The sequence below is a fragment of the Citrobacter portucalensis genome, assembly GCF_002042885.1.
GTDB classification, from domain to species: Bacteria; Pseudomonadota; Gammaproteobacteria; order Enterobacterales; family Enterobacteriaceae; genus Citrobacter; species Citrobacter portucalensis.
In genome coordinates this window covers 19,479-36,922 of record NZ_MVFY01000014.1, presented here as the reverse complement: position 1 = coordinate 36,922, position 17,444 = coordinate 19,479, and the positions used below count along the sequence as shown (strand labels likewise).

Annotated in this window: 14 protein-coding genes; 12 read left to right on the top strand and 2 right to left on the bottom strand. The window is 52.5% G+C overall.

Translation table 11 applies throughout. From position 1 onward, the window contains the following. Positions 1 to 17 precede the first annotated feature (17 nt). Positions 18 to 1,130, top strand: coding sequence for an agmatine deiminase family protein (locus BZK40_RS18835; RefSeq protein ID WP_079935104.1), 1,113 nt, complete (start codon positions 18 to 20; stop codon positions 1,128 to 1,130). Positions 1,131 to 1,633: 503 nt separating this feature from the next. Continuing rightward, positions 1,634 to 3,856, top strand: coding sequence for an EAL domain-containing protein (locus tag BZK40_RS18830; RefSeq protein WP_079935103.1), 2,223 nt, complete (start codon positions 1,634 to 1,636; stop codon positions 3,854 to 3,856). Between the two features lie 186 nt (positions 3,857 to 4,042). On the opposite strand, the gene BZK40_RS18825 is transcribed toward BZK40_RS18830, so the two are convergent. After that, positions 4,043 to 5,431 (bottom strand): APC family permease, encoded by a 1,389-nt coding sequence (locus BZK40_RS18825; RefSeq protein ID WP_048236023.1) that lies wholly within the window; start codon positions 5,429 to 5,431, stop codon positions 4,043 to 4,045. Between the two features lie 343 nt (positions 5,432 to 5,774). Continuing rightward, positions 5,775 to 7,193, bottom strand: coding sequence for a glutamine synthetase family protein (locus BZK40_RS18820; protein WP_003830879.1), 1,419 nt, complete (start codon positions 7,191 to 7,193; stop codon positions 5,775 to 5,777). A 212-nt stretch (positions 7,194 to 7,405) separates the two neighbouring features. On the opposite strand from BZK40_RS18820, the gene puuD reads away from it, so the two are divergent. From puuD to BZK40_RS18770, 10 genes are all read left to right on the top strand, one after another. Continuing rightward, a complete protein-coding gene (puuD, locus tag BZK40_RS18815; protein WP_079935102.1) occupies positions 7,406 to 8,170 on the top strand; it encodes a gamma-glutamyl-gamma-aminobutyrate hydrolase in 765 nt (254 codons plus the stop codon). Positions 8,171 to 8,195: 25 nt separating this feature from the next. Continuing rightward, positions 8,196 to 8,753, top strand: coding sequence for an HTH-type transcriptional regulator PuuR (puuR, locus tag BZK40_RS18810; protein ID WP_003830877.1), 558 nt, complete (start codon positions 8,196 to 8,198; stop codon positions 8,751 to 8,753). A 138-nt stretch (positions 8,754 to 8,891) separates the two neighbouring features. Further along, positions 8,892 to 10,379: an aldehyde dehydrogenase PuuC gene (gene puuC / locus BZK40_RS18805; protein ID WP_048236025.1), complete on the top strand. Its 1,488-nt coding sequence runs from the start codon at positions 8,892 to 8,894 to the stop codon at positions 10,377 to 10,379. 2 nt (positions 10,380 to 10,381) lie between these two features. Next, positions 10,382 to 11,662: an NAD(P)/FAD-dependent oxidoreductase gene (locus tag BZK40_RS18800; RefSeq protein ID WP_079935101.1), complete on the top strand. Its 1,281-nt coding sequence runs from the start codon at positions 10,382 to 10,384 to the stop codon at positions 11,660 to 11,662. Between the two features lie 209 nt (positions 11,663 to 11,871). Further along, entirely contained in the window at positions 11,872 to 12,999 is a 1,128-nt protein-coding gene (hyaA, locus tag BZK40_RS18795; RefSeq protein ID WP_095533162.1) for a hydrogenase 1 small subunit, read from the top strand. Then, complete coding sequence (gene hyaB, locus BZK40_RS18790) at positions 12,996 to 14,789, top strand: Ni/Fe-hydrogenase large subunit (protein WP_032942453.1); 1,794 nt, start codon at positions 12,996 to 12,998, stop codon at positions 14,787 to 14,789. Before hyaA ends, hyaB begins: the two co-directional genes overlap by 4 nt. Positions 14,790 to 14,807: 18 nt before the next feature. Further along, complete coding sequence (gene hyaC / locus BZK40_RS18785) at positions 14,808 to 15,542, top strand: Ni/Fe-hydrogenase b-type cytochrome subunit (protein ID WP_079935099.1); 735 nt, start codon at positions 14,808 to 14,810, stop codon at positions 15,540 to 15,542. Beyond that, complete coding sequence (gene hyaD / locus BZK40_RS18780) at positions 15,539 to 16,120, top strand: hydrogenase 1 maturation protease (RefSeq protein WP_048236030.1); 582 nt, start codon at positions 15,539 to 15,541, stop codon at positions 16,118 to 16,120. The genes hyaC and hyaD overlap by 4 nt, the downstream gene beginning before the upstream one ends. A 5-nt stretch (positions 16,121 to 16,125) precedes the next feature. Further along, positions 16,126 to 16,527, top strand: coding sequence for a hydrogenase-1 operon protein HyaE (gene hyaE / locus BZK40_RS18775; protein ID WP_048236031.1), 402 nt, complete (start codon positions 16,126 to 16,128; stop codon positions 16,525 to 16,527). Further along, entirely contained in the window at positions 16,527 to 17,384 is an 858-nt protein-coding gene (locus BZK40_RS18770; RefSeq protein WP_079935139.1) for a hydrogenase expression/formation protein, read from the top strand. The genes hyaE and BZK40_RS18770 overlap by 1 nt, the downstream gene beginning before the upstream one ends. The last annotated feature ends 60 nt before the right edge of the window (positions 17,385 to 17,444 follow it).

Here is a 17,444-nt window from a genome sequence, read left to right as displayed (position 1 = left end):
ACGCAAAGGTTAATCCTATGATGACAAGACGTTCATTCGTCAGACAAGGCCTGGTGACTTCAACGAGTATGCTACTCGCCGGTATGACGGGCTTCAGCTTTAGCCAATTTGCCCGCGCAACAGAGAACCGCCGCTGGCAAATGCCTGATGAAGGCGCACCACATACGGCAACCTGGATGGCGTTTGGTGCCAGTGCGGAGATCTGGGAACCTCATCTGCTACCGGTGGTGCAGGAAAACCTGGCGTTAGTTGCCAAAACCATCGCCGCATTTGAACCCGTGAATATGTTAGTACGCGAAGAAGACAGCGAGCTCGCCGCGCGTCTGTGCGGGCCGTCAGTAAATCTTCTGGTTCACCCAATAGACGATCTGTGGATCCGCGACACCGGGCCGGTGTTTGTGAAAAGTGCCAGAGGCGCGCTCGGCGGAGTGGGATTTAATTTCAACGGCTGGGGCAATAAGCAAGAGCACGAACGAGATGCCGATGTGGCTGAATTCGTAACTGATTACGTTCAGGCCGAGTTTCTTCGCTCGGTGCTGACTCTGGAAGGTGGCGGTGTTGAGGTAGATGGTGAAGGCACAGCAATCATCACCGAGAGCTGCGTGCTTAACTCCAACCGTAATCCTGGCGTCAGCAAAGCCGAATGCGAAGAAGAACTTAAGCGACTGCTAGGTCTGGAGAAAATCATCTGGTTGCCAGGTATTGCCGGCAAGGATATTACCGACGGCCATACAGATTTTTACGCCCGATTCACGCATCCGGGTACGGTGGTGGCGGGTCTTGAGCAGGATCCGTCATCCTTTGATTACGCGATCACCCGACGTCATCTGGACATATTACGGGCCGCCACGAATGCCAAAGGCCGACGGTTGGAGGTAGTCACGCTGGAAGGACCTTCTACCATCCGCCAGACTTATGCGAGCGATGATTTCGCCGCGGGGTATATCAATTTTTATCTGTGTAATGATGCCGTCATTGCACCGCAATTTGGCGATAAGCGCACCGATCGTAATACCCATGCTATTTTGCAGGAGCTGTTTGCCGATCGTGAAATTATTCAGTTGAATATCGACGGTATCGCTGCCGGTGGCGGCGGTATTCACTGCGCGACACAGCAGCAGCCTCGTTAATGATTAACAATTGAGTGTGTTGTGGGAAGGTGGGGAAACTCACTTTCCTGACAATAACAGAATGATTCCCTTAGAAAGATGCCTCCGTAGGTTAAATTTTAATAAACAAAGCACTTAATTAACATTTATGAAATAAATACCATTAAAAGATAACACTTTAATAGCTTTCATCGATCTTTCATGGTATTTATGATCTGCTAAACCTATCGATAAAATCTATCAAAAGATTTATATTGATCGTTATTATCGATCGTATATTCTGTCTTAAATAATGACTTCTGACGCAACTTTTATTATCAGTACAGCCACAAAGATTGTTCTCCCCTGCGTTGTAAACACAGTGAAATTATCGAGGGTTACATTTAAAAAATCCATATAACATATTTTAGAATAGTTTTCAATTAGCGAAAACATCCAAAAATACACATTTCAAACCTCTAGTCTAACCTGTTTTAAGTAGATGACTTAAATCGAGAACGGTGATAACTCACTGAGAATTGCGAATGATGATATTGCTAAGAAAAACGGAAAATATAAATTTCATTAATACATTTAGAGACTATTTTTGTGTCGGCATCGCGTTTTTTGCATTACAACTGGTCGCTGGCCATCTCAGTAAGCAAGAGGATGTTGCGGGTATAACACTGCATTTTTACGATCTCACTTTACCTCTCATTTCTGCACTGCTGGTTTTATACCGGCAAAAGGCGCTGCCAATTTTGGCTGCCTTTTTCTTGTATGCGCTTTACTCTTACTCTTTATCTTCGGTATTCACACTAACGGCTCAGCTACTGGCTGCTCTCATTAGCCAGACACTCTACTTTTTCTCGACAGGCAAACGAGGCGCGGTTAGCTTTGGTCGTAGCCAGCTTACAACCCTGCGTATTGTCTGGCTCGTGTGTTGCAACGCCTTACTATTCATCTCGATTGATCACTGGTTCCAGTCGAACACTGCCTCTGCACCGATCGCAAACCTTTTTACACTACAAACATTAATTAACTTACAGTGGCTGATGAACTCTTGCCTGACTGGCATCCCTTTTTGTTATCTGTTGCTTAGAAGCGTTCAAAATCCTGCATGGTGCATTCTATATATTAGACAAGTAAAGGCGCTGATAAAATCCGGCCCTCCTATTCTGTATCAAGTATTATGGCTGGCGCTGTTACTCTGCATTATGTCCGCTTTGATCGTCATCAGAGAGGATATTCTTATATTTACAGACTATTCATTACTATGGTTACTTCCAGTAATGCTATGGGGAGTGATCTGTATTGGCCATGCTTTGATATCCCCTGTATGGGTAACAATGCTTATCCTGTTGGGATATTATATAAACAGTTATATTCCACCTGCTAACTATAATAATTATTTACATAGCCTCGTGATTTCCTCCACGATAGTGTTTGTCTTTTCTATTACGATTGTTGTTACCGGTGTACTTGTGGTTCATAACCGAAAATATCTCCGCCGCCTCAAACAACTTTTTAGATCAGAGCCTAACACCGGACTGCCTAACTTTCAGGCCCTGCAAATGGACATCCGTAAACACGCAACAGAGTGCTTGTGTTACATCCGTTGTACAGAGTTGAATACGCTGGAGCAAACTCACGGAATAGAATTTCGTTTTGAATTTGTAAAAGCGCTAAGCGCATATATACGCAAATTGATTAAGGGTACAGGTGACATTTATTACGCACCAGGTCATGGAATAATTCTTCGCCTTAATGCTGTCCCTGACATTCCTGATCTCTACAAAGACCTAAACTCTTTTCGTTTTATCTGGAAGGACTACCAATTAGGGCTATCTTGTGGTGTGGCATATACCACCGAGAAAAACCTGATTAAAAATTTATCTCAAGCAATTAAGCATCTTAATACCCAAAGCTACATCTCGTTAATGCAGGGGCAACCGTTGTTACTCAGCCCGCAAGTGCCAGGTGATAAAATTGTCAGCCAGGCTGTCATTCGTCATATGTTGCAAAAGGCAATTGACAGAAAGTCGTTTGAGCTTATGGCTCAACCCATCGTATCAACGATGCTGGTTGTTCAGCCGATCGTTTCAACCACGGGACTGACACGTTATCACGAGATACTTATTCGGATCAAAATGGTTGATGGTAAGTTAATCTTTCCAGACACCATCCTACCGGTTGCTCGCGAGGCAGGATTACTTCCTGCGCTGGATATCACTGTTATAGAGCAAACATTTCGTTTTATACAGTCACGGCAGAAATCTGACCCAAACAGTCACTTCTCCATTAATCTGACGCCTGACTCGCTTAATAAAATTGATTTTCTTGATAATGTTTTTACATTGTTTAGAAAATACTCAATAGCTCCTGAACGTATAATATTTGAAGTCATTGAATCAGATATTATTGACAACGCTAATGTCACTGATGTTCTGAGAGCACTACGTAAAGCCGGCTCTAAAATTGCTATTGATGATTTTGGCACAGGAGCATCAAGCTATTCACGACTACGAACGTTAGACGCAGATATTCTGAAAATTGATGGTTCCTTCATCCGTAATATATTGACCGATGAATTTAGTCGATGCGCCGTCAGATCCTTCTGCGAAGTAGCAAAACTCAAAAACATGGAAGTAGTCGCTGAGTTTGTTGAAAATGAGGAAATTGAAAAGATGCTAATTACGATGGGTATTGGTTGGTTACAGGGATACCATATAGGGAAACCCGTTCCTATTGAGTTGGCTGAATTATAATTCAGTAATTATAATAATAATTATATTTCTACATTGATTTACTTACCGGCTCCCGTGCCGGTTTTTTTATTCCCTAAAGCAAGCTGGACTTTAATTAAAGCAGGTATGCCGCGGCCGTTTGCCGCGACATACCGTGTTTCATTTTTAACTCAACTCAGCCGAATGCTACGGCCAATTCAGCTTCCATCACTCCCAGGCGCGCTCAGATTTCGCGGCGTCAAACTGCGGCGGCGGTTTGCGAAAACGTCCGGTCAGCCAGGCAAGATACACCAGCCCAACGCCGGCCCATACCAGACCCAGCGTCAGCGATGTCACCTCAAGATTCACCCACAGTACGGCAACCGTGGCGGCACCGACCATTGGCAATACCAGATAGTGCAGCTTCTCCTGCCAGGTATGCTTGCGTCCTTCACGACGCCAGAAGTGGTTAAACACGGAGAGATTAACGAACGTAAAGGCCACCAACGCACCAAAGTTAATCAACGCCGTGGCAGTCACCAGGTCAAAAAACAGGGCCGACAGCGCCACAATCCCGACCATGATGACGTTCAACGCGGGAGTACGCCATTTGGGATGGACATAACCAAAGTACTTCTCCGGGAAGACGTTATCGCGGCCCATCACGTACAGCAGGCGCGAAACGCTGGCATGCGACGCCAGACCTGAAGCCAGCGTATTCACAAAGGTGGTACACAGGAAAATAGACTGGAACAGCTTGCCGCCGACGTACAGCGCAATCTCCGGTAGCGCCGCATCCGGGTCTTTGAATCGGCTAATGTCCGGGAAGAACAGTTGCATAAAGAACGAGGCAGCAATGAAGATCAGCCCACCGTACAGCGCGGTAAGAAAAATAGCTTTTGGAATGGTGCGCGCAGCATCCGGTGTCTCTTCAGATAGGGTCGTCACCGCGTCAAAGCCGAGAAACGAGAAGCAGACAATGGTCGCCCCGGTGATAATCGGGATCAAATGCGCATTCTGGCTGATAAACGGTTGCAGCGACCAGACGGTCCCAACCCCTTCCCCTTTGTGCAGCCCCTGTACCACGAGGAAAATGAACACCACGATGATCGCCACCTGCACCAGTACAAACAGCGCATTGAAGTTCGCTACCAGATTAACGCTTTTCAGATTGGCCGCGGTGAGGATCGCGACGAACATCACCACCCAAATCCATGGCGCAACCCCCGGGAACAGCGCGGAAAGGTAAATTTTCGCCAATAGTACGTTAATCATCGGCAGGAAAAGGTAGTCAAGCAGTGACGACCAGCCGACCATAAACCCGACATGCGGGTTGATCGCTTTTTGCGCATAGGTATAGGCCGAACCGGCCTGTGGAAACTGGCGCACCAGCTTTCCATAACTGATGGCGGTAAACAGTACTCCCGCCAGGGCCAGCAGGTAGGAGGCCGGAACATGGCCATTGCTGATACCCGAAACAATGCCAAAGGTGTCAAACACCGTCATCGGCGTGAGATAGGCAAGCCCCATCACCACCACCTGCCACAGCTTGAGGGATTTACGCAGCTGTGCTTTGCCCGGCTGGGCAGAATGATCCGCAGAAGAGTTAGTCGACATAGTTTTCCTCCCCGCTACGAGTCCAGATCTGCGTTCGAAACGTGGGTACAGCAGACCTGGGTCGTGTCGGGGAGGAATGGCATAAAAAAGGCGTCAATGTGGTACGGCACAGATGCGGTCCGTATTTACTGCGGGAGCCATGAATACTCACGCGGGGCGGGTTTTTAAACATTGGCATCATCACATTTCCTCGTCACAAACTCTGTCGGTTATCTGAAGACCCGTTGTCGCCCGTGCTCCATTACGCGACATCCGGGAAATGGCAGGTATTCCTGCAATTTTTACGGGCTGGCTCCGCTCAGCCCGCATGATGCGACTTCTTTTTCAATGACCTGTACAACGGTCAGGCGTTTTTCAGCATCCACTCAATTTCAGTGTCGGTAATCAGACGTTCAAACTGGATAAGCTCATCGTTTTTACAGGCGTGATACACATGGCTAAACCGCTCACCCAATAGTTCACGCAGACTGTCATTTTGCATAAACTCCCACAGTGCATCGCTCTGGCGAATCGGGAACGGCAGCCCTTCCTGCTCCAGACCGTTACCCTCCACTTCTTCTTGTAACGGCAGTTCGTTATCCAGACCGTGAAGGATCCCCGCCAGGATGGTCGACATCACCAGATACGGGTTGGCATCAGCCCCCGCTACGCGATATTCAACCCGATGGTTATCACGGTCGCCGCAGGGAATACGCAGCGCCACCGTACGATTGTTGTGCCCCCAGGACGCCTGGGTCGGAACATACATCCCCGGCTGGAAGCGGCGATAGGAGTTCACATTCGGCGCCAGCAGCGCCATTGACGCGGGCATCAGATCAATCATCCCGGCAAGCGCACGCTTTAATAACGCGGAATCATCGCCATTCGCATCAGCCAGCACGTTCTCACCTTTGTTATTCATGACGCTGATGTGGATATGCATCCCGCTACCGGCATGCTCCTCATAAGGTTTTGCCATAAACGTGGCATGCATCTTATGTTTCTCTGCCACCAGCCGTACCAGACGTTTCAACGCCAGCGCGTCATCGCAGGCGTCGAGCACGTTGTCGGTATGGTAGAGGTTGATTTCAAACTGCCCAGGGGAGGCTTCAGCCACCGCGCCGTCGGCCGGGATCAGCTGCAAACGGGCCAGTTCATCGATATCGTTCAGCACATCAGCAAAGTGGTTCAGGTTATCAACCGAATAAACCTGACTTTGGGTATTACGATCGTCCGTTCCCGGCGCGCATGGCGGCTGCAGATAACCTTCGGGGTCACGCTTACGATCGAGTAAATAGAACTCCAGCTCTACCGCTACGACGGGGAACAGACCGCGCTGGCGAAGTTTCTGCCAGAGTCGGTTTAGTACGTTCCGCGGCTCAACGTCAAAGGGAGCGCCATCTTCATCCAGCATCGTCAGCATCATCTGCGCAATAAATTCCGGATCGGCAGCCGAAGGGGTTAACGTACCTGCCACGGGTACACAGGTCCGATCCGGTTCGCCAAGCTCCTGGCCTAATCCCGCCTCTTCGACCACATTGCCCAGAATATCCATCGCGAAAACGGATGCCGGGAAATAGCAGCCTTTCTCTAACTTATGCAATCCCGCAACGGGAAGGCGTTTACCGCGAAAACAGCCATTAAGGTCGGTTAACAACACATCCACATACTGCGTATTAGGATAGCGTTCCAGATACTGCTTAACTTCGCGCGCAAACGCGCTACTTCGTCTCTCTTCAGAATGCTGAACAAAATTCTCAACTTCTACGATATTGGTTTCCATGATTCACCGCCGTTGGCCTGGTAAGCTGTTCTGTGATTTGACTGTTAAATATAATGTCCACCCTTCGACTCTGAATGCAAACAAATTGTTTGTCAAATGTTAAATTAAGTTTGCTAGAAGGTTATTCCGCTGCTAGATTGAGAAAATAATGAACGGAATGGCACAACAAGGAACCGTTTGGCAATAATTTATTCCAAAACGTGAGGTCGATCATGGGCAATATATTTGACAAGCCAGTTATTGGTGTAGTGATGTGTAGGAACAGGCTTAAGGGTCACCAGACCCAGACTCTGCAAGAAAAGTACCTGAATGCGGTATTAAATGCCGGTGGATTACCGATAGCGCTTCCCCATGAGCTTGCGGAACCCGAATTGTTGAACGCGCTGTTACCGAAACTGGACGGTATCTTCCTGCCAGGAAGCCCAAGCAATGTGCAGCCGCACCTCTATGGTGAAAATGGCGATGAGTCTGACGCCGATCCCGGGCGTGATCTTCTGAGCATGGCGCTAATTACCGCCGGGCTCGAAAGGCGCATTCCCATTTTCGCCATCTGCCGTGGCTTGCAGGAATTAGTTGTCGCCACTGGCGGGACTCTGTATCGTCGCCTGTGCGATCATCCACAGTTCCTGGAACATCGTGAAGATGCGGAACTCCCGGTGGAGCAGCAATATGCACCATCTCATGAAGTCCAGGTTCAACAGGGAGGATTGCTATCTCAGTTAATACCAGGTTGCAGCACGTTTTGGGTTAACTCCTTGCATGGTCAGGGCGCAAAAACCCTTGGCCCGCAGCTGCGCGTGGAAGCACGCTCGCAGGATGGATTAGTGGAAGCTGCCAGCGTCCATGACCATCCTTTCGCGCTCGGCGTGCAGTGGCACCCGGAATGGAACAGTAGCGAATACGCCCTGTCGCGTTTGTTACTTGAAGGTTTTATCACCGCTTGTCAGAACCACCTCGCTGAAAAACAGCGACTCTGACCACTACAGTTAAGGAAATGCAATTATGAGCGATGACGGCCTGGCGCCGGGTAAACGTTTGTCAGAGATCCGCCAGCAATTGGGTCTTTCGCAGCGTCGTGCCGCCGAACTGTCTGGGTTAACGCATAGCGCCATCAGCACCATAGAGCAGGATAAAGTCAGTCCTGCCATCAGTACGCTGCAAAAGCTATTGAAAGTATATGGGCTGTCGCTCTCCGAGTTCTTCGCGGAACCGGAAAAGCCTGACGAACCGCAGGTGGTTATCAATCAGGATGATTTGATTGAGATCGGGAGTCAGGGAGTATCCATGAAGCTGGTACACAACGGAAATCCGAATCGTACGCTGGCAATGATGTTTGAAACCTATCAGCCAGGCACGACAACCGGGGAGAGAATTAAACATCAGGGTGAAGAGATTGGCACAATACTGGAAGGTGAAGTGATACTGACCATCAACGGTCAAACGTATCCTCTTGTTGCAGGGCAAAGCTATGCCATTAACACCGGCATACCACACAGCTTCAGCAACACCTCGGCAGGGATCTGCCGCATCATCAGTGCCCACACTCCCACCACTTTCTAATAAGTAGCGGCCTGAGTTTCTCAGGCCTTCTTAAATAACGCGCATTAACAGGGTACATCCCTGGGGCATCGTGCAGCCTGATTTTGCCTGAAAAAGATCAGCAACGAACTTTATCTTATTGATATAAAAGGAGTAGCTATGAACTTTCAGAATCTTAAATATTGGCGTGAGAAAGCCAGCCATTATTCACCAGAGACCCGTTTATTTATTAACGGCGAATATTGTGCCGCCGCTGATAACGAAACCTTTATTACGCTGGATCCGGCAGGACAACGTCCTCTGGCTAAAGTCGCCCGCGGTAAAAAAGCGGATGTGGACCGCGCGGTCACCGCAGCCCGTACCGTCTTTGAACGCGGAGACTGGTCGCAAGCATCACCCGCAGAGCGCAAAGCGGTACTGCACAAACTCGCCGATTTAATGGAGCAGCATCACGAGGAGCTGGCGCTACTGGAAACGCTCGATACCGGTAAACCGATTCGCCATAGCCTGCGTGATGATATTCCCGGCGCGGCGCGCGCCATCCGCTGGTATGCCGAAGCTATAGATAAAGTCTATGGCGAAGTTGCCACCACCTCGGTGAACGATCTGGCACTGATTGTGCGCGAACCGGTAGGCGTGATTGCGGCCATTGTACCGTGGAATTTTCCTCTGCTGCTGGCCTGCTGGAAACTCGGCCCGGCACTGGCTGCGGGTAACAGCGTGATCCTCAAGCCTTCCGAAAAATCACCGCTGACCGCCATTCGCCTGGCTGCGCTGGCTAAAAAAGCAGGTTTGCCCGATGGCGTTCTCAGCGTTGTTAGCGGGTATGGTCACGAAGCGGGTCAGGCATTGTCACAGCACCCGGATGTTGATGTGATCACCTTTACCGGCTCGACTCGTACCGGCAAGCAACTGCTCAAAGACGCTGGCGACAGCAACATGAAACGCGTCTGGCTGGAGGCCGGAGGTAAAAGCGCCAATATCGTGTTTGCCGACTGCCCGGATCTGCCGAAAGCCGCCGCTAATGCAGCGGCAGGTATCTTCTATAACCAGGGCCAGGTTTGTATCGCCGGTACGCGCCTGCTGCTGGAAGAGAGTATTGCCGACGAATTTATCGCGCTGCTGAAAGAGCAGGCGAAAAACTGGCAGCCTGGCAACCCGCTGGATCCGGAAACCACGATGGGCACGCTTATCGACAATGCGCATGCCGACACCGTAGACACGTTTATTCGCGACGGTGAAGCGCAAGGCACGCTGGCGCTGGATGGCCGCAGCCACGTACATCCCGCCGCTATCGGCCCGACGATTTTTGTCGATACCGCACCGCAGGCCCACGTTAGCCGTGATGAAATCTTCGGCCCGGTACTGGTCGTCACCCGTTTTAGCAGCGAAGCCGAAGCTCTGGCGCTGGCTAACGACAGTGACTACGGCCTCGGCGCCGCGGTCTGGACCCGCGATTTGTCGCGCGCCCATCGTATGAGCCGTCGCCTGAAAGCCGGCTCAGTCTTCGTGAATAACTACAACGACGGTGATATGACCGTGCCGTTCGGCGGTTATAAGCAAAGCGGTAACGGACGCGATAAATCCCTGCATGCGCTGGAAAAATTTAGCGAACTGAAAACCATCTGGATCTCCCTGGAGTCTTAATCATGACTGAACATACCAGCAGTTATTACGCCGCAAGCGCCAATCAGTACGAACCGTTTCCGCCCCTTAGCGAATCGGTAAGCTGTGATGTTTGCGTCGTGGGCGGTGGTTATACCGGACTCTCCTCCGCCCTGCATTTAGCGGAAATGGGTTATGACGTGGTGCTACTGGAATCCGCGCGTATTGGTTTCGGGGCCAGCGGACGTAACGGCGGTCAGTTGGTGAACTCCTACAGTCGCGATATCGACGTCATCGAACGTACCTATGGCCCGGACGCCGCTAAAATGCTCGGTGGAATGATGTTTGAAGGCGGCAATATCATCCGCGAACGCATCAAGCGTTATCAGATCGAATGCGACTATCGTCCCGGCGGGCTGTTTGTAGCGCTGAACCACAAACAGATGGAAACGCTGGAAGAGCAGAAGTCGAACTGGGAACACTACGGCAACACGCAGCTTGAACTGTTAGACAGCAGTGAAATTCGTCGCGAAGTCAGCAGCGATCGTTATGTCGGCGCGCTGCTCGACCACAGCGGTGGTCATATTCACCCGCTGAACCTGGCGATTGGCGAAGCTAACGCCATTCGTCTGAACGGCGGACGCGTCTACGAACAGTCGCCAGTCACCCGTATTCAGCACACCAGCCCGGCGGTGGTCAGCACTGAAAAAGGCCAGGTGACGGCCCGCTTTGTGATCGTCGCGGGCAACGCCTATCTCGGTGACAAACTGGAACCTGCGCTGGCAAAAAGCAGCATGCCGTGTGGCACGCAGGTGTTAACCACCGAACCGCTGTCGGCGGAGATGGCGCGCTCGCTGCTCCCGAAAAACTACTGCGTGGAAGATTGTAACTACCTGCTCGATTACTACCGTCTGACCGGCGATAACCGCCTGCTGTACGGCGGTGGCGTAGTCTACGGCGCTCGCGATCCGGACGATATTGAGCGTCTGGTGATGCCGAAACTGCTGAAGACCTTCCCGCAATTGCAGGGGGTAAAAATTGATTACCGCTGGACCGGTAATTTCCTGTTAACGCTGTCTCGCATGCCGCAGTTCGGTCGTCTTGATACCAACATTTACTATATGCAGGGCTACAGCGGCCACGGTGTGACCTGTACTCACCTGGCAGGACGCCTGATTTCCGAACTGCTGCGCGGGGATGCCGAGCGCTTTGACGCGTTCGCCAAACTGCCGCACTACCCGTTCCCGGGAGGCCGCAGCCTGCGCATTCCGTTTACCGCCATGGGGGCGGCATATTACAGCTTACGCGATCGCCTTGGGGTTTAAGTTCTTCCGCGATAAACCCGACGCACAGGGCGATCCCCCCTGTGCGTTTTTTTATTCCTGGAAAGCGAAAAACAGATAACAGGTACGAAAATATCGCAATAGGACATAACCACACTCTTTGCATTGTTTCTCCCTTCCGATCGGATACGCTTTTTTCAGATATCGCTGGCGGCATGCGCCAGAACTCAACGGGGGAAGAAACGCGTGTTATGAATACGAATAACGAGGAGACCTTTTATCAGGCGATGCGCCGCAAAGGCGTAAGCAGACGCAGTTTTCTCAAATATTGTAGCCTCGCGGCTACATCGCTTGGGTTGGGAGCCGGAATGACGCCCAGAATTGCCTGGGCGCTGGAGAACAAACCCCGGATCCCGGTAGTCTGGATCCACGGGCTGGAATGCACCTGCTGCACCGAATCATTTATCCGCTCCTCTCACCCACTTGCCAAAGACGTCATCCTCTCCCTGATTTCCCTCGATTACGACGACACCCTGATGGCCGCCGCCGGAACGCAGGCCGAAGAGGTATTTGAAGACATTCTGAGCCGCTACCACGGCCGATACATTCTGGCAGTCGAAGGCAACCCTCCGCTGGGCGAGCAAGGAATGTTTTGCATCAGCAGCGGGCGCCCTTTTATTGAAAAGCTAAAAAGAGCCGCAGCAGGAGCCAGCGCGATTATCGCCTGGGGAACCTGCGCCTCCTGGGGCTGCGTGCAGGCTGCCCGGCCTAACCCTACCCAGGCTACGCCGATCGATAAGGTGATCACCGATAAGCCGATCGTGAAAGTGCCCGGCTGCCCGCCGATTCCGGATGTCATGAGCGCCATCATTACCTACATGGTGACATTTGATCGTTTGCCTGAACTCGATCGTCTGGGGCGTCCGCTGATGTTCTATGGTCAGCGTATTCACGATAAATGCTACCGCCGCGCCCACTTTGACGCCGGGGAGTTCGTTGAGAGTTGGGACGATGACGCCGCCCGCAAAGGCTATTGCCTGTACAAAATGGGCTGCAAAGGGCCAACCACCTATAACGCCTGTTCCACCACTCGCTGGAATGGTGGCGTTTCCTTCCCCATCCAGTCCGGCCACGGTTGTCTGGGATGTTCGGAAAACGGCTTCTGGGATCGCGGTTCGTTCTACAGCCGCGTGGTTGATATTCCACAAATGGGGACGCATTCAACCGCCGATACCGTGGGCCTCACCGCGCTAGGCGTCGTGGCGGCCGGTGTCGGTGTTCACGCAGTCGCCAGCGCCGTCAATCAACACAACCGCCACAAACAGCAACTAGCCGACGCCGGACAACAGTCTCCAGACAATAAGGATAAACAGGCATGAGCAATTCGTATCAAACCCAGGGATATACGGTCAATAATGCCGGTCGCCGCCTGGTTGTCGACCCCATCACGCGCATTGAAGGCCATATGCGTTGTGAAGTGAACATTAATGAGCAGAACATCATCACCAACGCGGTTTCCTGCGGCACCATGTTCCGCGGGCTGGAGATCATTCTACAGGGGCGCGACCCGCGCGATGCCTGGGCATTTGTCGAACGAATCTGCGGAGTGTGCACCGGCGTACATGCGCTCGCCTCGGTCTATGCCATTGAGGACGCTATTGGCATAAAGGTGCCCGACAACGCCAACATCATTCGCAATATTATGCTGGCGACGCTGTGGTGCCACGACCATCTGGTGCACTTTTACCAGTTAGCCGGAATGGACTGGATTGACGTGCTGAATGCCCTGAAAGCAGATCCGCGCGCCACATCGCAGCTGGCACAAAGCCTTTCAGCCTGGCCGATGTCTTCTCCAGGCTACTTCTTTGACGTCCAAAATCGCCTGAAGAAATTTGTCGAAGGCGGTCAGTTGGGGATTTTTCGCAACGGTTACTGGGGACATCCGCAGTACAAGCTGTCGCCAGAGGCCAACCTGATGGGCTTTGCCCACTATCTGGAAGCGCTCGATTTTCAGCGCGAGATCATCAAAATCCATACGGTGTTTGGCGGTAAGAATCCGCATCCGAACTGGATTGTCGGTGGGATGCCGTGCGCTATCAATATCGATCAGAGCGGCGCGGTAGGCGCAGTCGATATGGAACGCCTGAACCTGGTGCAGTCGATCATCACCCGCACCGCTGATTTCATCAACAACGTCATGGTGCCTGACGCGCTGGCTATCGGCCAGTTCAATAAACCCTGGAGCCAGATTGGCACCGGGCTTTCTGATAAGTGCGTCTTAAGCTACGGCGCGTTCCCGGATATCGCCAATGACTTCAGCGCGAAGAGCCTGTTGATGCCTGGCGGCGCGGTGATTAACGGTGATTTTAATAACGTCATGCCGGTGGACCTGGACGATCAGCAGCAAATTCAGGAGTTTGTCGATCATGCCTGGTATCGTTATCCGGACGATCAATTAGGTCGTCATCCGTTCGAAGGGATTACTGAACCCTGGTATAACCCGGGCGATGTCAAAGGCAGTGATACCGATATCAAGCAGCTCAACGAACAGGAACGCTACTCGTGGATTAAAGCCCCGCGCTGGCGGGGACACGCTATGGAAGTTGGGCCGTTGGCGCGTACGCTGATTGCCTATCACAAAGGGGATGCCGCCACGATTGAATCCGTGGATCGCATGATGTCCGCCCTCAAGCTGCCGCTGTCGGGTATGCAATCAACGCTGGGACGTATTCTGTGTCGCGCGCACGAAGCGCAGTGGGCCGTGAGCAAGCTGCAATATTTCTTCGACAAGCTGATGACCAACCTGAAAAACGGCAATCTGGCTACCGCAAATACCGAAAAGTGGGAGCCTGAAAGTTGGCCGCAGCACTGTCGCGGGATCGGTTTTACCGAAGCGCCGCGCGGAGCATTAGGCCACTGGGCATCGATTCGCGACCAGAAGATCGACCTGTATCAATGCGTGGTGCCGACCACCTGGAATGCCAGCCCGCGCGATCCAAAGGGACAAATTGGCGCTTACGAGGCGGCGCTGATGGGCACCCAAATGGCGATACCGGATCAACCGTTGGAGATCCTGCGCACCTTGCACAGCTTCGACCCCTGCCTGGCATGTTCAACCCACGTACTCGGCGACGACGGCAGCGAACTTATCGCCGTCCAGGTTCGCTAAGCGTTAAGGAACGGAACGATGACTGGAAAAACATCCCCACGCGTCGGGGAGGCGCGTGATACCACCACCTGCCACTATGTGTTTGAAGCGCCAGTACGCTTGTGGCACTGGCTGACGGTGGGCTGCATGTTGGTGTTGATGGTGACCGGATACTTCATTGGCCGACCGCTGCCGTCGGTCAGCGGTGAGGCCACTTATCTGTTCTATATGGGCGACATTCGGCTGGTGCATTTCGCCGCCGCCATGGTGTTCACGGTGATACTGCTGATGCGCATTTACTGGGCCTTCGTCGGTAACCGTTATTCACGCGAACTGTTAATCGTGCCGGTCTGGCGGCGCAGTTGGTGGCAGGGTGCGTATTCTGTGGTGCGTTGGTATCTGTTTCTGGAAAAAAAACCGGGAGATGATATCGGTCATAACCCCATCGCGCAGGCGGCGATGTGCGGTTATTTCCTGCTTTCCGTTTTTATGATCCTCACCGGTTTTGCCTTATACAGCGAACATAGCCAGTATGCCATTTTTATCCCTTTCCGCTATGTGACGGAGTTTTTCTACTGGACCGGCGGGAACTCTCTCGATATCCACAGCTGGCATCGGTTAGGGATGTGGTTCATCGCCGCCTTCATCGTAGGCCATGTGTATATGGCGATTCGTGAGGACATCATGTCTGACGAGACCGTCATCTCAACCATGATTAACGGCTTTCGTAGTCATAAGTTTCCTAAGGGTCAGCACGATAAGGAGGCGTCATGAGCGAACCTAACGTCATCGTGATGGGCTTAGGCAACCTGCTGTGGGCAGATGAAGGGTTTGGTATTCGCCTCGCTGAGCGCCTGTACGCCCATTATCACTGGCCAGAATCGGTAGAGATTGTTGACGGCGGCACGCAGGGACTGAATCTGCTGGGCTACGTTGAGCAGGCCAGCCATTTGCTGCTGCTTGACGCCATCGACTACGGGCTTGAGCCGGGAACCCTGCAAACTTACGCCGGAGACAAAGTCCCGAGTTACCTCAGCGCTAAAAAAATGAGTCTGCATCAGAACAGCTTCTCTGAAGTGCTGGCTCTGGCGGATATTCGCGGCCATCTCCCCGCGCACATCGCTCTGGTGGGACTACAGCCGGTACAGCTGGACGACTATGGCGGCAGCCTGACCGACATCGCGCGCGCTCAGCTCCCGGCGGCGGAACAGGCCGCGCTTACGCAACTGGCCGCGTGGGGCATTGTGCCACAGACAAGCGATGAAACGCGTTGCCTGAACTATGACTGCCTGTCGATGGAAAACTATGAAGGCGTGCGTATTCGCCAGTATCGCGTAACGCTAGAGAGATAATTAACATGTTGAATGACCAACCGTTTTCTGCGCTATGGCAGCGAATGCTGGCTAAGGGCTGGCAACCGCTGAGCGCATCTGAACTGGATGACTGGATAACCCGCGTGCGTAATGGCGTGGTCCTGCTCAGTAGCGATCCTCGCCGTACACCGGAAGTCAGCGATAACCCGGTCATGATTGCCGAGTTGCTCCGCGAGTTTCCCCAGTTTGACTGGCACATCGCCATGGCGGATCTTGAACACAGCGAGGCGATCGGCGATCGCTTCGGCGTGTTCCGTTTTCCGGCTACCCTGGTGTTTACCCAGGGTGAGCTGCGCGGCATTCTCAGCGGTATCCACCCGTGGGCCGACTTGCTCAACCTGATGCGTCCCCTCGTTGAAGAACGTATACCGCCGGAGTCTGCATGATGAGCGATTCCTTTTTTCATCTGCTGGGGCCAGGAACGCAGCCAGGTGATGACTGCTTCAGCATGAATCCCTTGCCCCTCACCTGCCAGGTCAACAGCGACCCCAGCATGGCAACACTGGAAAACTGTCCGCACAGCCCGGCGGTGATGGCATTGTTAGCCGATGTGCGCCACCAGCTCACCCAGAGAATTCCCGCCAAACAGGATGTGCTGGGATGGGATTTATCCTCGCTCAATGCAGACGATCTCACCTTTCTGAATACGCTACTCGGCGAAGGCGAAGTTTCCGTGCTCATTCAGCATGCTGACGGCAGGGCGAGCGAGATTCAGGAGTCGATTTTCTGCGGTATCTGGCGGGTGCGTTGTCAGAATGACAAGGGGCAATGGCAGGAACATCTGGAAGTAGGCAGCGCACCACGGGCACTGTGGCAGGCGGCAACAATCAATACGCTGCCGGACGATAGCCTGCTGCCTCCGCCTATAGATGGGTTGATGAATGGCCTGACGCTGGCCCAGGAACTGCTGGCGCACGTGCGCGATCCGGCAGCGCAACCCCATAGCATTAACCTCACCCAACTGCCGATTAGCGACGCGGATCGCCTGTTCCTCGCCCGCCTGTGCGGCGAAGGGCACATTCAAATCCGCACCATCGGCTACGGCGAGAGCCAAATCGACGCCACGGCGCTGCGCCATGTCTGGCATGTTCGCTGTCTGGATACCCTGAAAGGGCTTCTGCTTGAGAGTTATGAGATCTGTCCGTTGCCGGAACTGGTGTTGGCCGCACCGGAAGATCTGCTCGACTCGCTCGAGCGGCTGGATGAAGTCTGCGGCTGGCTGGCATCCGGCCCGCCTGCCTGATCCCCTCTTTAGACCCGCGTACTTTTCTACTGCGGGTCTGACGTTTTCTTCCTTACCTAT

Bases quoted from the DNA above. Each gene is read 5' to 3' on its own strand.
- hyaE (WP_048236031.1), top strand. From the start codon at position 16,126: ATGTTGAATGACCAACCGTTTTCTGCGCTATGGCAGCGAATGCTGGCT.
- BZK40_RS18830 (WP_079935103.1), top strand. From the start codon at position 1,634: ATGATGATATTGCTAAGAAAAACGGAAAATATAAATTTCATTAATACA.
- puuD (WP_079935102.1), top strand. From the start codon at position 7,406: ATGGGCAATATATTTGACAAGCCAGTTATTGGTGTAGTGATGTGTAGG.
- BZK40_RS18770 (WP_079935139.1), top strand. From the start codon at position 16,527: ATGAGCGATTCCTTTTTTCATCTGCTGGGGCCAGGAACGCAGCCAGGT.
- puuR (WP_003830877.1), top strand. From the start codon at position 8,196: ATGAGCGATGACGGCCTGGCGCCGGGTAAACGTTTGTCAGAGATCCGC.
- BZK40_RS18825 (WP_048236023.1), bottom strand. From the start codon at position 5,431: ATGTCGACTAACTCTTCTGCGGATCATTCTGCCCAGCCGGGCAAAGCA.
- hyaD (WP_048236030.1), top strand. From the start codon at position 15,539: ATGAGCGAACCTAACGTCATCGTGATGGGCTTAGGCAACCTGCTGTGG.
- puuC (WP_048236025.1), top strand. From the start codon at position 8,892: ATGAACTTTCAGAATCTTAAATATTGGCGTGAGAAAGCCAGCCATTAT.
- BZK40_RS18820 (WP_003830879.1), bottom strand. From the start codon at position 7,193: ATGGAAACCAATATCGTAGAAGTTGAGAATTTTGTTCAGCATTCTGAA.
- BZK40_RS18835 (WP_079935104.1), top strand. From the start codon at position 18: ATGATGACAAGACGTTCATTCGTCAGACAAGGCCTGGTGACTTCAACG.
- hyaB (WP_032942453.1), top strand. From the start codon at position 12,996: ATGAGCAATTCGTATCAAACCCAGGGATATACGGTCAATAATGCCGGT.
- hyaC (WP_079935099.1), top strand. From the start codon at position 14,808: ATGACTGGAAAAACATCCCCACGCGTCGGGGAGGCGCGTGATACCACC.
- BZK40_RS18800 (WP_079935101.1), top strand. From the start codon at position 10,382: ATGACTGAACATACCAGCAGTTATTACGCCGCAAGCGCCAATCAGTAC.
- hyaA (WP_095533162.1), top strand. From the start codon at position 11,872: ATGAATACGAATAACGAGGAGACCTTTTATCAGGCGATGCGCCGCAAA.